Here is a 14,466-nt window from a genome sequence, read left to right as displayed (position 1 = left end):
TAAATGAAACTTCAAATAGGCAGTATACTTTTTATAAAAAAATCGATAAAGTGTTGTATTGTAATATGATTTTGACGTATATTTAACAAAATTATTCGCCTATGAAACTAAACTGTATAGTCGTTGATGATAGCGCGATACAACGAATGACTATAACGAAACTAGTCAACGAGTCTCCAAACCTTCATTTAGTTGGAGATTATGCCAATGCCCTTGAAGCAAAAAATTGTATCAATCATCACGAAGTAGATTTAATTTTTCTAGACATTGAAATGCCTTTGATTAATGGGTTTGATCTTCTTGACGGAATGAAAGTTAAGCCTCAAATTATTTTTATTACTTCAAAAGCAGACTATGCCGTTAAAGCCTTTGATTATGAAGCAACCGACTTTTTACAAAAACCAATTTCGAAAGAACGTTTTTTAAAAGCTGTTAAAAAAGCTCTTGAATTACACCAACTAAGACATGATTCTAGTGAAGATTTAGGCGAAGCTATCATAATTAAAAGCAATTTAAAGAAATTAAAAATCTACACTTCAAAAATTAAATGGGTAGAAGCTTTTGGCGATTATATTAAGATTATTATTGATGATGAAAATCACTTAGTTTTATCTACCATGAAATCCTTTGAAAGCGAACTTCCACAAGGTAAATTCGTTAGAGTTCACAAATCTTACATTGTTAATGTAGAACGAGTTGAAAAGTTTAACAGTAAATTTGCCGAAATAGGAAATACAAAAATTCCTATTAGTAGAAATAAAAAAGATGTTATATCTGAAGCTATAAGTCAGCTTTAATAAAAATCGACATTTACAGCATATTTTATGCTTCTATATTGCGCAACAGCATCAAAACTATTCAATACTTTTTGAATAGTTTTTTTTGTTTTTCCTAAATGCGCTTCGACTGGAATTTTAATCATAATGGTTCTAATGTATTCATTACGAATTCTATTAACCGCTGGTTCTTCTGGACCTAAAACCGGTAAATTTAATTGCTGTTTCAAAACATTATACATCCATAACGAACCTTCTTTAAGTTTTTCAAAATCACGATGTTTTAAGGTGATTTTTATCAATCGGTAATAAGGTGGGTATTTAAAATTGAATCGATCATAGATTTGTTCTTTGTACATTCCTACGAAATTATTGCTCAAAACCTGCTGTAAAGTATTATGATAAGGATTAAACGTTTGGATGATAACTTTACCTTTTTTTTCTTTTCTTCCAGCTCTTCCAGCAACTTGTGTCAACAACTGAAAAGCTCTTTCGTAAGCTCTAAAATTAGGCTGATTTAATAAATTATCAGCATTGAGTATTCCTACCAAAGTAACATTATCAAAATGCAAACCTTTAGCTAACATTTGTGTTCCAACCAAAACGTCAAACTCTTGGTTTTTAAAAGCATCAATAATTCTTTCGTAACCAAATTTCCCTTTTGTAGTATCTTGATCCATTCGACCAATTTTCTTATCAGGAAACAGTTGCTTTAACTCTTCTTCAACTTGTTCGGTACCAAAACCTTTAGTTGATAAATCTACTGAATTACAACTATGACAATGCAACGGAACCGCCATTGTGTAACCACAATAATGACACTTTAAATGATTTTTGAATTTATAATAGGTTAAACTAACGTCGCAACTTGGACAATGCGGTACATGACCACAGGTTAAACACTCTAAAAAAGAAGAAAAACCTCTACGGTTTTGAAACAAAATAACTTGTTCATTTTTAGCTAAAGTTTCGGTAATATTTTCTAATAAAACATCAGAAAAATGTCCCGACATTCTTTTTCTAAAATATTTATCTTTTATATCTACCAACTCAATTTCAGGCAAAACTACATTTCCGTACCGCTCCGTTAGAGTTACTAATTGATATTTTCCTTTTGTTACATTAAAATAAGTTTCTAAACTTGGCGTAGCACTTCCTAACAAAACTTTTGCATCGTGTTGTTTTGCTAAAACAATTGCCGCATCTCGTGCATGATATCTAGGTGCAGGATCTTGTTGTTTAAATGTAGGTTCGTGTTCTTCGTCAACTACAATTAATCCTAAATTTGAAAAAGGTAAAAATAAAGCACTACGAACACCAATTACTACTTTAGCATGTTCCGAATTATCTAAAAGTCTATTCCAAACTTCAATACGCTCATTATTAGTATATTTTGAATGAAAAACTGAAACTTGATTTCCAAAATAATCTGTTAATCGTTGTACTAATTGTGTTGTAAGAGCAATTTCGGGTAATAAAAACAAAACCTGTTTATCTTCTTGAATATACTCTTCAATTAGTTTGATATAAATTTCCGTTTTACCAGAAGCCGTAACACCGTGCAACAAAGTAACATTAGAGTTTAAGAAACCTTCTTTTATTTCGTTAAATGCTACTTGTTGTGCTTTACTTAAATGTATCGTATAGTCTTCGTCTTTATCATCAAAAGAAACCCTATCTTGACTTAAATAGTATTCTTCAAAAATTTCTTTATCAACTAAAGCTTTCAAAACAGCATTTGAAACATTTGAATATTCTAATAAATCTTTAACTGAAATTGGCTTTTTTTCAACTGCAACCAATTGAAAATATTGCAAAACAAGTTCACGTTGTTTTTTGGCATTATTCAAAATTTCCAACAGTTCAGAAAGTCGTTCTTGATTTGAAAACTCATCGTGAAGTTTTACATAACGTACAAGTTTTGGCTTATAACTTTCTTTTATTTCTTCTTGTAAGACAATCAATCTATTGCTTAGCATTTTATTCAAAACAGGCAGAACTGTTTTTTTGCCTAATATTTTTATTACATCATTTACTGTAATACTTGAATTATTTTCTAGAGCTTCTAAAATTAAAAACTCGTCATCTCGTACCTCATCCCTATTTACTTCATCTTTACTAGAAGAAATTATAGTTTCGCTTTCCAAAACAAAACCCGTAGGCAATGCCAATCTGAATACTTCTCCCAAAGAACACATATAGTAAGATGCAATCCACTCCCAATGTTTTATTTGTATATCATTTACTATGGGTTTATCGTCTAAAATTTGATGAATTTCTTTAGGTTGATAAAGTTGGGGTAAATTGTGATGTTTTGATAAAACTAAAGCTGTATAAATTTTTGTTTTACCAAATGGAACAGCAACTCGCATACCAATTTGAACATAGTCAAATTCGGCTTCGGAAACTTGATAAGTAAAAGTTTTGGCTACAGCCAAAGGCAAAACTACCTCAATAAAATACAGCATGAAGCAAATATAATTCTTAAAGATGAAAGAGAAAAGAGAAAAAAGAAAAGACTAAAAAAGCGTTCCTTTTGAGAACGCTTTTTTATAAAATATTAGAAAAATTATTTACCTAACATAGCCTCTTTTAAATCTTTATCGGCTGGTTTGTTTGACAACCAAATTCCGAAAAGTGCTTTTTTGAAATCAGCTCCTTCAATAGAACCTTTTTTAACACCATTTTTAAAAACTACTACTCCAGTTCCTGGAACATTAGAAATAATAAATTCGTCGCCTTTTTTAATTTCTTCTTTAAAGAATGATTTAAACTTATCGATTTTTGCTTTTAACGGAGCTGTTTTCCCTCCAGTTGCGTTTTCAAATCCTTCGTTTACTGCATTAATCATTTTTTCAGAAGTAATCATTCCTGAAACAATATCTAATTTAATTGCAGCAGCATCAGCGCTTCCCATAATATCCGCAGCATTTGAAGATTTTTTTGGTAAATACAAAGAACCTACATATAAGTCCATCCAAAATTTCTCTCTTGTTCCTGCTCCATTTAATACCAAATCATTTCCTTCAACAACTAAAGTATTACTAAGTTTAACTCCGGCTACAACTTTTTGAGCATTAACTGAGTACACTGTCGAAATCAATAGCAAAACAGCTAGTAAAATTTGTCTTTTCATCCGTATAAAATATTTTTTAATTAAGGAAGATGTTATGCCCAAACTACATCTTCAATTTTTTTACAAGTAATAAATTGGGCATTTCATAATTTTTTAGATTAATTTTTGTTAAATATATAAATTTTTTCTTTTCAATCTGTTAATGGTAGCATTTAATTCGAAACCTAATAAAAGTACCATACAGTTAATCCATATATAAAACATTAATACAAGAAGCGTACCAATTGATCCATATAATTCGTTATAACGAGCAAATTTTTCAACGTAAATACCAAATATATAAGAAGATAAAATGATTAATATTGTAGTTAAAACTGCTCCATAACTAATAAAAGTTATGTTTGAAGTTTCTTTTGTTCCGTATTTGTATAAAATTGAAGTTGTAATTAAAATCATTAAAATCACGAACAAATATCTTCCCCACTCTATTAAGTAAACATCATCTGTAATAAAGCCTTTACTCATAATTTTTTGAATAAGTACTTCAAAGAAAACTATGGCAACTACAGTTATAATTAATATTAATGAAAGAGCTATAGAAATTGCTAAAGCAATAAAATACTGACGGAAAAAACCTCGTGTTATAGTAATGTGTTCCGACATTTCAAATCCGCCTAGAATAGCATTTATACCATTTGTCATTAAAAAAATAGACAATATAAAACCCGAAGAAAGCAATCCTTTATAACTATTATTTAAAATATCGGTTATAATAGTTTGAATAGCTTCAAAAGTATTGGGCGGAACATTTTGAGAAACAAACTCTAAAAAATCGTCTTGAAAATTATCTATCGGAATATAAGGAATAAGGTTCAAGATAAAAAGAGCAAAAGGGAACAAAGCCATAAAAAAACTAAATGCAATGGCACTAGCTCTATAAGAAAACGCTCCTTTCAGAATTCCCATTACATACATTTCTAAAATATCGTAAAGCGAAAGCCCTTCAAGAGATTTTAAAGTAATTTTCTTTGCTATTAAAACTAGTTGTTTGACAACTGGAATTTTGTTTAATTTCTCTTCTATTAGTTCCGACATCGATTAAATCACTTTTAAACTTAAATCCATATTATAAACAGAATGTGTTAAAGCGCCTGATGAAATATAATTAACGCCACACTCAGCATATTTTCTTATAGTTTCCTCATTAATTCCACCTGAAGATTCTGTTAAAGATTTCGTACCAATTAGTCGAACCGCTTCTCTTGTCATCTCATAATCGAAATTATCTAATAGAATTCTATAAACACCACCAGATTGCAAAATTTCTTTTACTTCCTCTAAATCACGAGCTTCAACAATTATTTTTAGGTCTTTATTGTTCTCTTTTAAATAATTTTTAGTTTTTTCAATGGCTTTAGTAATTCCTCCAGCAAAATCGATATGATTATCTTTTAGCATTATCATATCATATAGAGCAAATCGATGATTTTCTCCACCACCTATTTTAACAGCCCATTTTTCTAAAGCTCTGATACCTGGGGTTGTTTTACGAGTATCTAAAATTTTAGTATCGGTTCCTTCTAATAAATCAACGTAAAACTTTGTTTTAGTTGCAATAGCACTCATGCGTTGCATGGCATTTAAAACTAAACGTTCTGCTTTTAAAATAGATTGCGAACGACCGTGAACATGAAAAGCAACATCTCCATAAACTACTTCTTGACCATCATTAATAAAAGTATCCACTTTCATTTCTGGGTCAACATATTTAAAAACCATTTTAGCAAACTCAACACCAGCAATAATACCGTTATCTTTTACCAATAACTTTGCGCTACCTTGTGCATCTTCAGGAATACATGCTAAAGAACTATGGTCTCCATCTCCCACATCTTCTCTAATAGCATTTTTTATAATTATATCTAACTCTTCTTGAAATTGTGCTTCTGAAATCATATTATTTTTTTATTCTAATGCTAAGGTAGGAATTCAAAATAGATTTAAAAAACTTGTATAAAAAAATCCCGAATTTCTTCGGGATTAAATCATTTGGATAGGAACGATTTTTATTTATAAACCGATTCTTTTTTGAAATGCTTTGTTAGCAAATAATAGAAAACTGCTCTGTATTTATTTTTGTTAGATTTACCATATTGATCAATAACAGCTGCAATTGCTTTATCTAATTCTGGACCATCTTTTAAACCAAGTTTTTTAATAAGGAAATTATTTTTAACTGTAGCTAATTCTTTTTCATCAGAACCAGAAACTGTAGATGAATCTGCATTATAAATTGAAGGACCACAACCAATAGTAACTTTAGTTAATAAATCCATATCTGCAGTTACTCCGCATTTATCCTTTAAATCGGCTGCATATTTTGTAATTAATTCGTCTCTTTTACTCATAATTGTACTTTTTAATTGTTATGATTTTACCAAATGTACAATTTTTTAATTAAATAAATACATGATATTTGTCAGAAATTAAATTTTCATAACAATTTATTAAAGTATTCTTTCAAAACTTTATCATTTATCTTTTCTGGAGTAAAAATTTCTAACAAACTTGGACTTTCATTATTAGAAATCAACTTCTCAAAACTCTCAACTAATTCAATTTCATTAGCAGCCGTTAAATAATCAAAGCCATACATTTTACATAAATGATTTGCATTTAATTGATGAGAAGTTTCAAAATAAGTATTAAACGTTTCCGTTTCTTTATGACCAGGAAGAATTCTAAAAATTCCACCGCCTCCATTATTCACTAAAATAATTTTAAAGTTTTTTGGAACATAATTATTCCATAAAGCATTACTGTCGTAAAAGAAACTAATATCACCAGTAATTAAAACCGTTGGTTTATTATTTACAACTGAAGCTCCAATTGCGGTAGATGTTGAACCGTCTATTCCGCTAGTTCCACGATTGCAAAAAACTTCAATTTCCGAACTTAATGGCATTAATTGCAAATATCGAATTGCAGAACTGTTACTAATCTGTAACTGAATTTTTTTTGGCAACGATTTTGAAAGAAAATCGAATACTTTAAAATCAGAAAATGGAATTTCCTTAGTAAACTCATTTTGTTTCGTAGTTCTATATTGCATCAATTCTTTTATCCAAGTTTTATAATCACTTGAAATAGAAGTTTGAGAATTATAAACTTGGTTAAAAAACAATTCTGGTGTGGTTTTAAATTGCTTTGTTAAACAACCATAAGTATCATAAGCTCTCCATAAATCTATGTGCCAATGGTTTTGCGGTTTATATTTTCTTAAAAAAGCTTTAATGCGTTTTGAAACCACCATTCCACCAAATGTTACCAATAAATCGGGTTGAAGATTTTTAAAATCATCTTCATTGAAAGGTGTAATTATAGTATCGATATTACTTACAAAATTTTCATGACTAAAATTAGAAGTTTTCTCAGTGAAAACTACTACACTATCATCATTTGCAAAAGAATCTATTATTTCGTTCGAAATAGTTTTAGGAAATAGTTCGCCAACAAGAATTAATTTTTTCTTTGCTTGGTTCCAAACTGATAAAGTTTCTTCATTAATAGTTTCAAACTGAAATGTAGTATCAAAATTTTCAATTTTTGGGTTTACCGAACAAAAATCTTCCGTTTCATACAAAGGTTCTTCAAATGGAACATTAATATGTACAGGTCCTTTTTCGGTTTTAGAAAGAGTAATAGCTTTTTGAATTAAGAAATCATTTTCTTTAGATGCATTTTCGGAAAGATTAGCATTAAATAGAATATGATTTACATAAACATTTTCTTGTCTAATGGTTTGTCCATCGCCAATATCAATTTTATCATGCGGACGATCAGCAGAAATTACAATTAACGGAATTTGGCTATAAAAAGCTTCAGAAACCGCTGGATAATAATTTAGTAAAGCTGATCCTGATGTGCAAACAACAGCTGTTGGTTCGCGTAATTGCTGTGCAATACCCAATGCAAAAAATGCAGCACAACGCTCATCTACAATACTATAACATTTAAAATTAGGATTATTTGAAAAACCAATAGTTAGCGGGGCGTTTCGAGAACCTGGAGAAATTATAATGTGTTTAATTCCTTGTAAACGACAAATCTCAATTACGCTTTGAGCTAAAGGAATTTTTGGATAAATCATGAGTTTTTATTTCTTACAACAAAGATACAAAGTATGAAAGGTTTTAGTATTTTTACTTCATAATTTTTTTAAAAATGTCGATTAAAATTCGTAGTTATAAAGAAGATGATTGCAAGTCTATTTTAGATATCATCAATTACAATATTCTAAATTCGACTGCTTTGTATGATTACAAACCAAGAACACTTGAAACCCAATTGGAGATTTTTAAAGACAAATTAGATAAAAAATTTCCTATCATTGTTGCTGAAGAAAATAATGAAGTAATTGGTTTTGGTTATTACAGCGAATTTAGGTTTAGAGAAGCTTATAAATTTACGGTTGAACATTCGGTTTATGCACATCCAAATCATTTAGGAAAAGGAATTGGTAAACTTTTACTCGAAGAATTGATAATACTTGCTAAAAAACAGAATTTGCATACCATGATAGGTGTTATTGATTCTGAAAATACTGGAAGCATCGCTTTCCATGAAAAATTCGGATTTCGACAAGCTGGTTTTATAAAAGATTCCGGTTATAAATTTGATCGTTGGCTACACTCTGTTTTTATGCAATTAATGCTTTAAAACCATTTCTTTATTATTTCGAGACCATTCGCTCCAAGATCCTACATACAAATTAGGAAATTCAAATCCTGCATAGTGCATTGCTAAAATCGTATGACAAGCTGTAACTCCAGAACCACAGTGAATAATTACATTTTCAGGTTTAACAGCATCTAAAACTTTATTATAAACTTGTTGTAACTTTTCTTTTTCTAAAAATAGTCCATTCTCATCTAAATTATTTACAAATGGAATATTGATTGCTCCTGGAATATGTCCCGCAATTAAATCTATTGGTTCGGTAAGACCTGAATATCTACTTTCTTCACGAACATCAACAATTACATAATCATTTTGTTCTTTAACTTTGTCAATTGTTTCAATTGTAACTTGTGGTAAAACCCATTTTTCAACAGGATAATCGCTAACAGATTTTGAAATTACGACCTCGTTATCAATTGGAAAGTTATTTTTTTCGGCATTTGCTAAACCTCCATCTAAAACTTGAACTTTATTATGATTGACTGCTTTTAACATCCACCAAAAACGAGCTGCAGCATTTGCGCCATTTTTATCATCATACACTACAACATGAGTTGCAGGCGAAATTCCTAATTGACCCAAAACTTTTGCAAAATCTTTTATTTCTGGAAGCGGATGACGGCCGCCTTCCGCTAAATTTTCTTTGATGTTGGCTAACTGAGAATTGATATCAACAAATAATGCGTTTTTTAAATGTTTCTTTTCATAATTTTCTTTTGCTTCTTTTCCATTTGAAACATCAAAAATTAAAACTTCTTCCTTCGTTTGTAAAAGACTTTGAAGTTCCGCTACGCTAATAATTGGACTAATTTGTGTTGACATCTTATTTTCCTTCAATCCAGTTGATTATTTTTTCGTCATTTGGTAACGTTCTCGGAGAAATAATCATTTCTAATTCTCCTTTTTCGTTTAAAAGATATTTTTGAAAATTCCATTCTACTTCACTATCAGCAACTCCATTCTTAGATTTTTGAGTTAAAAACTGATAAACTTCGTGCATATCATCACCTTTTACAGAAATTTTGCTCATCATTGGAAACGTAACCCCATAATTGCGTTCACAAAAAGTTGCAATTTCAGAATCGGTTCCTGGTTCTTGACTTAAAAAGTTGTTAGCCGGAAAACCTACAATTATAAAATTTTGATCTTTATATTTTTCGTAAACTTCTTCAAGTTGCTTGTATTGATGTGTTAAACCACATTTTGATGCGGTGTTTACAACCATTATTTTCTTTCCAGCTAAATCTTTAAAATTGAATGCATTTCCTTCAATATTTTCTACTGTAAATTGGTGAATTGATTGCTTTTCCATATTATCTTGAGCCGTTAATTTTTTATTTAAACTTTCCTGCTGTTTGCAACCAATTATAGTTAAACCAAACATAAACAACTGTGCAATTTTCTTAATCATAATTTTATTTTTCTCAAAGTTACCAAAATAATTAATTTTACATCGTTAAACAATTTTTAAAATTTGTAACTTTAAAAAACTATAAATCTTACATATGTTCTTCTTTAAAACTATTATTTCTTTTTTACAAGACGATGAGTATAGAGATTTACTAATTACAACAGTAATCATCATTTTGGTGGGAACCATGACTTATCATTACTTAGAAGGATGGAGTGTTGTAGATTCTCTTTATTTTTCTGTAGTAACCTTAACAACTATAGGTTATGGCGATTTTAGTCCAAAAACAGATGCTGGAAAAATATTCACAATTATATATATAGTAGTTGGGATTGGAATGATTTTAAGCTTTATTAATACCATTCAACATCATTATACATACATGCGACATAGAGAACGCAAAGAGCTTTTAAAAAATAAAAATCGAACTAACTTACATACAAAAAAAAGAGCGGATTAAAATCCGCTCTTTTTTATTTCTTGAAATATTTCTTGTATTTTATGTATGAAAGTATACTTAATAAAACAGCTATACCAACTGAAACATAAACAAATGTAGGTGTCACTACTTTATCTCCACTTGCATAAGAATGTAATCCTACTAAATAGAAGTTCACTCCAAAATAGGTCATTAAAATAGAATAAAATGCAAAAACACTCATTACATTGAAAGCCCATCTTCCTCTTAAACCTGGAACTAAACGCGCATGAATAACAAACGCATATACCATAATACTGATTAAAGCCCAAGTTTCTTTTGGGTCCCAACCCCAGTAACGTCCCCAACTTTCATTGGCCCATTGTCCACCTAAGAAATTACCAATTGTTAACATCACTAAACCAACTGTCAATGCCATTTCGTTAATATAACTTAACTCATCTATTGCTAGTTTTAATTTATTTTTATTGTTTTCGTTTACGAAAATTATTAACAACAATGAAACAACTCCTAAAATCATACCTAAAGTAAACGGACCATAACTCGCAACAATTACAGCAACGTGAATCATTAACCAATAGGAATTTAATACAGGTTGTAGATTTGCAATCGCAGGATCCATCCAGTTCCAATGTGCTACCATTAAAATCATTGAAGTTACAAATGCAGTTGAAGCAACTGTAAGTTTCGATTTTTTTCCGAATAAAACACCAAACAACATAGTTGCCCAAGCAACGTAAATCATACTTTCATAAGCATCACTCCATGGTGCATGGCCAGAAATATACCAACGTGCAATTAAACCTAATGTATGTAGAACAAAAAAGAAAATTAGAATTCCGTAAAATATATTTACCGATTTAGCTACAAGTTTTGATTTAGAAAATAATTGTACAATAGCTAATAACAACATTAAAACACCAGCCAGCATATACAAATAAAACAAGCGCTTAAACACATCGTATTTATTATATATAATTTCAGCATTAATCTTATCTTCACTTGGCATTACCTCCGCTCCAAAACGAACTTGATATTTATGCAAACCAACTAAAAGAGAATCGGCAAAATTATAATCATTGTTTTGAGAAGCTTTTGTAATCGCATCTAGATATATTGGCATTAAACTTCTGATTGTGTCCAATGAAGTTCCTGTTGGTTCTGTAATCTCCAAGAATGATAACCATTTATTATTGGGATCATTAGGAATAGGATAAACTTTTAAAATTTGTCCACTTAAAGCACTATATAATAGGTTAACTCTCTTGTCTGTTTCTTTATAATCTTTCTGAAAATTATTTGGCATGTTTGTTTTGTAAGCCTCATCTAAAAAAGACGACAATTTATAATTTCCCTTTTCATCAAAGAAATCTATTAAACGAGCTTTTTTTGTATCTAAAGGAACACCAATTACTTTACGAATACTATCGTTTCCTCTTGTTAAATAAATAATTGGCATGTTGTACCAATATTGAGGAAATTGCGTCATTGAAAGAAAAACTTGATCAGAATCCATTCCTTCATAAGTATCGCTTTTAGAAACTTTACGTAATAATTCAGAAGAAAAAGTATTAATAGGCTTCATTCTTCCACCTTGATCTTGGATTACCATTTTACCAAATCTATCAGCGTGATCTTGTGAAACCTTATATTTATTAATTAATTCTAATGCTTTTTGTTCGTTTACTGTTTCATGTTCATGATCTTGTGCAAAACTTAAAAATGAAGTAAAGAATATTAGTAAACTTAATGCTGCTTTCTTACTTTCTATTTTATCGATTTTCTTTTTTAAATCTCCAAAACGCGTATTCTTATCGAACAACATCCACATTAAACCTAAATACAATAAAAAATATCCTAAATAAGTGATGTTGGTTCCCCACCAATCATGATTAACCGATAAAATCGTTCCTTTTTCATCTGGATCGAAACCAGCTTGAAAAAAGCGATATCCATCATAATCTAAAATATTATTCATAAAAACACTATCGCGAAATGTTTCTTTTGTTTCATTATTAGTCAATTGAAGAATCGACTTATAAGAAGAATAACTCTTTTCAGTTCCTGGATATTTCTCAGCAATAAAATCTTCTAGTTTTAAAGAAAAAGGCAATTCATAAACTTTACTTCCAAAAAACAAAGTAAATTCTAAATCGCCAACTTTTACACTTTGTGGTTCTCCTTGTTTTCCTTTTGAACCTACTAAAGTTACTTTTTCTTCTTTTCCTTGCGCAATTACTTTTACTGTTAAAGCATCATCAGTTTGCTTATCTTTAAAATCTCCATTCGATTGCATCTCTAAAACTCCAGTTGTAGCTGGATCAGGAAAAACAAATTGTGTTCCTGCAACATTATAAAGTGAACGTAAATTTAAAGGTTGAATAGAATCTTTAACAACACTTCCCTTCATTTGATCTGCCATTCGCATAAAATCTCCTTCAAATGGTGTTTGAATAAAGTAAGCACCCTCGTATGTTGAAATATTTATTGCACCTTGAGTTTGCTTATTGAAAGCAAAAAGCACATTGTGTATATTTTGAACTTCTCCAGATTTTAAAAAATGGTCGTGACGTGTTCCTCCACCCGATTCTACCATTTTAATGTATAAATCGCCATTTTTATCTTCTTTAAAAGTTTGAGTAGCGTTCATCACAAAATTGTCGTATTGAATTTCAAACGGAATGTTATTAAATTCTCCTTTTATAGAAAAATTATTATTGGTTATAGGTGAAAAATACTGCCAATGATTATCGTAAGTTTTACGTTTCATTTCACCATTATATTCTCCATCTACAAAAGCTGTGATATAAGTTTTATCAGAATAAATGGTATTAGAAGCTTCGCCCTCACGAATTGGCATTACACCTTCATAACTTATATATCTAGTAATAAAGGCTCCTGTAATAATAAAAATAAAAGATAAATGAATAACTAAAATTGACCATTTCTCTTTTTATGAAGTTGGTATTTTTTAATATTTCCAAAAAGTTAATTACAAAAAACACCATTATGGTTTCGAACCACCAAGTATTATAAACCATAATTCTTGCTGTATCAGTATTGTATTCACTTTCAATAAAAGTTCCTGCAGCCATTGCAATAGCAAAAACTAAAAACAAAACTGCCATTAATCTAGTAGAAAACAGTAGGGAAAATATTTTTTTGTCCATTATTATAGTTTGATTTTTTTCAAATGCTTGCAAAGTTACTTAAATAGAAAAACTTTTTCATTCTTTTAACAAACCTTTACTAAGTTTTAAGATTTTTACTAGTAAAGTAATTTAATTTCTTTAATGTCGTAACTTCTAATTTCTTCTGATTCTAATTCTAGAATCAATTTTCCATCTCGCGAAACATGCTTAATTATTGCTTGAAATTGATTTTCTAAATTATCTGTAAAAACTGATGGAATATCTTTTCTAAAAAGATATTCATGGTAAATTTCCCAAAAAGTTTCTTCTCCAGTTGAATACAATAAATCAAAGTTATTTTTCAATTGATGAACTAATTTTAAGAGCAATTCATTTTTATCTATTTTTTTACCTAGTAACTTAAAAAGAGAACTTGCTTTTGGCAAATCATCAAAATTTTCTTGATTAACATTAAGTCCAATTCCAATAATTATTTCTATCTGTTTAGAATTTTTAAATAAATTTTCAATTAAAATTCCAGCTATTTTCTTACTCTCTGACAAAATGTCGTTTGGCCATTTTATTTTTAAATGATACAAGTCATACTCATTAAGCACTTCAACAATACTAACAGCAACTAAACAATTTAAAACAAATACATTATATTTTTCGATATCAAAATCATTAACAAACACACTAAAAGTCAGGTTTTTACCTTCTTCAACATTCCAAATATTACCTCTTTGACCTTTTCCATTTGTTTGATATTCGGCTGAAACTACAGTAAAATTTTCAATTGAGTTTTGTTGTGCCAATTCTTTTAAAAAAATATTTGTAGAAGGTATGGCATTGAGTTTGATGATATTCATCGAGAAGAAATTAATTTTAATCTT

14 protein-coding genes are annotated in these 14,466 nt (G+C 29.5%); 3 read left to right on the top strand and 11 right to left on the bottom strand.

Annotation, left to right across the window (positions count from 1 at the left end; all coding sequences use genetic code 11):
- The first annotated feature begins 101 nt into the window (after positions 1 to 101).
- Positions 102 to 797, top strand: coding sequence for a LytR/AlgR family response regulator transcription factor (locus GCU34_RS02385; protein WP_072785432.1), 696 nt, complete (start codon positions 102 to 104; stop codon positions 795 to 797).
- On the opposite strand, the gene priA is transcribed toward GCU34_RS02385, so the two are convergent.
- The 6 genes from priA to menD all read right to left on the bottom strand — a co-directional run bounded on the left by priA (position 794) and on the right by menD (position 8,002).
- Positions 794 to 3,244 carry a replication restart helicase PriA gene (gene priA, locus GCU34_RS02380; protein WP_143146233.1) on the bottom strand — a complete coding sequence of 817 codons (2,451 nt, stop codon included), beginning with the start codon at positions 3,242 to 3,244 and terminating at the stop codon, positions 794 to 796. The genes GCU34_RS02385 and priA overlap by 4 nt on opposite strands.
- 101 nt (positions 3,245 to 3,345) lie before the next feature.
- Entirely contained in the window at positions 3,346 to 3,912 is a 567-nt protein-coding gene (locus GCU34_RS02375) for a chalcone isomerase family protein (RefSeq protein ID WP_072785434.1), read from the bottom strand.
- 108 nt (positions 3,913 to 4,020) lie between these two features.
- Positions 4,021 to 4,947, bottom strand: coding sequence for a YihY/virulence factor BrkB family protein (locus tag GCU34_RS02370; RefSeq protein ID WP_072785436.1), 927 nt, complete (start codon positions 4,945 to 4,947; stop codon positions 4,021 to 4,023).
- Positions 4,948 to 4,950: 3 nt separating this feature from the next.
- On the bottom strand, positions 4,951 to 5,808 hold the full coding sequence (gene nadC / locus GCU34_RS02365) for a carboxylating nicotinate-nucleotide diphosphorylase (protein WP_072785438.1): 858 nt from the start codon (positions 5,806 to 5,808) through the stop codon (positions 4,951 to 4,953).
- 110 nt (positions 5,809 to 5,918) lie between these two features.
- Positions 5,919 to 6,260 carry a DUF2853 family protein gene (locus GCU34_RS02360; RefSeq protein WP_072785440.1) on the bottom strand — a complete coding sequence of 114 codons (342 nt, stop codon included), beginning with the start codon at positions 6,258 to 6,260 and terminating at the stop codon, positions 5,919 to 5,921.
- Positions 6,261 to 6,346: 86 nt separating this feature from the next.
- Positions 6,347 to 8,002 carry a 2-succinyl-5-enolpyruvyl-6-hydroxy-3-cyclohexene-1-carboxylic-acid synthase gene (gene menD / locus GCU34_RS02355; RefSeq protein ID WP_072785442.1) on the bottom strand — a complete coding sequence of 552 codons (1,656 nt, stop codon included), beginning with the start codon at positions 8,000 to 8,002 and terminating at the stop codon, positions 6,347 to 6,349.
- Positions 8,003 to 8,076: 74 nt separating this feature from the next.
- Here menD and GCU34_RS02350 point away from each other — a divergent pair, with 74 nt between their 5' ends.
- Positions 8,077 to 8,571, top strand: a complete 495-nt coding sequence (locus GCU34_RS02350) for a GNAT family N-acetyltransferase (RefSeq protein WP_072785444.1) — start codon at positions 8,077 to 8,079, stop codon at positions 8,569 to 8,571.
- Here the strand turns inward: GCU34_RS02350 and GCU34_RS02345 are convergent.
- Together GCU34_RS02345 and GCU34_RS02340 are read right to left on the bottom strand one after the other, a co-directional pair.
- On the bottom strand, positions 8,560 to 9,414 hold the full coding sequence (locus tag GCU34_RS02345) for a sulfurtransferase (protein ID WP_072785446.1): 855 nt from the start codon (positions 9,412 to 9,414) through the stop codon (positions 8,560 to 8,562). The genes GCU34_RS02350 and GCU34_RS02345 overlap by 12 nt on opposite strands.
- 1 nt (position 9,415) lies before the next feature.
- Positions 9,416 to 9,976 carry a glutathione peroxidase gene (locus GCU34_RS02340; protein ID WP_072785622.1) on the bottom strand — a complete coding sequence of 187 codons (561 nt, stop codon included), beginning with the start codon at positions 9,974 to 9,976 and terminating at the stop codon, positions 9,416 to 9,418.
- A gap of 121 nt (positions 9,977 to 10,097) precedes the next feature.
- On the opposite strand from GCU34_RS02340, the gene GCU34_RS02335 reads away from it, so the two are divergent.
- Positions 10,098 to 10,463, top strand: coding sequence for a potassium channel family protein (locus tag GCU34_RS02335; protein ID WP_072785448.1), 366 nt, complete (start codon positions 10,098 to 10,100; stop codon positions 10,461 to 10,463).
- Between the two features lie 13 nt (positions 10,464 to 10,476).
- On the opposite strand, the gene ccsA is transcribed toward GCU34_RS02335, so the two are convergent.
- The 3 genes from ccsA to GCU34_RS02325 all read right to left on the bottom strand — a co-directional run bounded on the left by ccsA (position 10,477) and on the right by GCU34_RS02325 (position 14,442).
- Positions 10,477 to 13,302, bottom strand: a complete 2,826-nt coding sequence (gene ccsA / locus GCU34_RS02330; protein WP_317162528.1) for a cytochrome c biogenesis protein — start codon at positions 13,300 to 13,302, stop codon at positions 10,477 to 10,479.
- 22 nt (positions 13,303 to 13,324) lie between these two features.
- A complete protein-coding gene (locus GCU34_RS14190) occupies positions 13,325 to 13,612 on the bottom strand; it encodes a hypothetical protein (protein ID WP_317162527.1) in 288 nt (95 codons plus the stop codon).
- 98 nt (positions 13,613 to 13,710) lie between these two features.
- Positions 13,711 to 14,442, bottom strand: coding sequence for a biotin--[acetyl-CoA-carboxylase] ligase (locus GCU34_RS02325; RefSeq protein WP_072785452.1), 732 nt, complete (start codon positions 14,440 to 14,442; stop codon positions 13,711 to 13,713).
- Positions 14,443 to 14,466 lie beyond the last annotated feature (24 nt).

The organism is Flavobacterium haoranii, from assembly GCF_009363055.1.
In the GTDB taxonomy this organism is placed as follows: Bacteria; Bacteroidota; Bacteroidia; order Flavobacteriales; family Flavobacteriaceae; genus Flavobacterium; species Flavobacterium haoranii.
This window is presented reverse-complemented; position numbering and strand designations above follow the sequence as displayed.

Coding starts and splice junctions, on each gene's coding strand:
- GCU34_RS02385 (WP_072785432.1), top strand. CDS start 102: ATGAAACTAAACTGTATAGTCGTTGATGATAGCGCGATACAACGAATG.
- priA (WP_143146233.1), bottom strand. CDS start 3,244: ATGCTGTATTTTATTGAGGTAGTTTTGCCTTTGGCTGTAGCCAAAACT.
- GCU34_RS02375 (WP_072785434.1), bottom strand. CDS start 3,912: ATGAAAAGACAAATTTTACTAGCTGTTTTGCTATTGATTTCGACAGTG.
- GCU34_RS02370 (WP_072785436.1), bottom strand. CDS start 4,947: ATGTCGGAACTAATAGAAGAGAAATTAAACAAAATTCCAGTTGTCAAA.
- nadC (WP_072785438.1), bottom strand. CDS start 5,808: ATGATTTCAGAAGCACAATTTCAAGAAGAGTTAGATATAATTATAAAA.
- GCU34_RS02360 (WP_072785440.1), bottom strand. CDS start 6,260: ATGAGTAAAAGAGACGAATTAATTACAAAATATGCAGCCGATTTAAAG.
- menD (WP_072785442.1), bottom strand. CDS start 8,002: ATGATTTATCCAAAAATTCCTTTAGCTCAAAGCGTAATTGAGATTTGT.
- GCU34_RS02350 (WP_072785444.1), top strand. CDS start 8,077: ATGTCGATTAAAATTCGTAGTTATAAAGAAGATGATTGCAAGTCTATT.
- GCU34_RS02345 (WP_072785446.1), bottom strand. CDS start 9,414: ATGTCAACACAAATTAGTCCAATTATTAGCGTAGCGGAACTTCAAAGT.
- GCU34_RS02340 (WP_072785622.1), bottom strand. CDS start 9,976: ATGTTTGGTTTAACTATAATTGGTTGCAAACAGCAGGAAAGTTTAAAT.
- GCU34_RS02335 (WP_072785448.1), top strand. CDS start 10,098: ATGTTCTTCTTTAAAACTATTATTTCTTTTTTACAAGACGATGAGTAT.
- ccsA (WP_317162528.1), bottom strand. CDS start 13,302: ATGCCAATTCGTGAGGGCGAAGCTTCTAATACCATTTATTCTGATAAA.
- GCU34_RS14190 (WP_317162527.1), bottom strand. CDS start 13,612: ATGGACAAAAAAATATTTTCCCTACTGTTTTCTACTAGATTAATGGCA.
- GCU34_RS02325 (WP_072785452.1), bottom strand. CDS start 14,442: ATGAATATCATCAAACTCAATGCCATACCTTCTACAAATATTTTTTTA.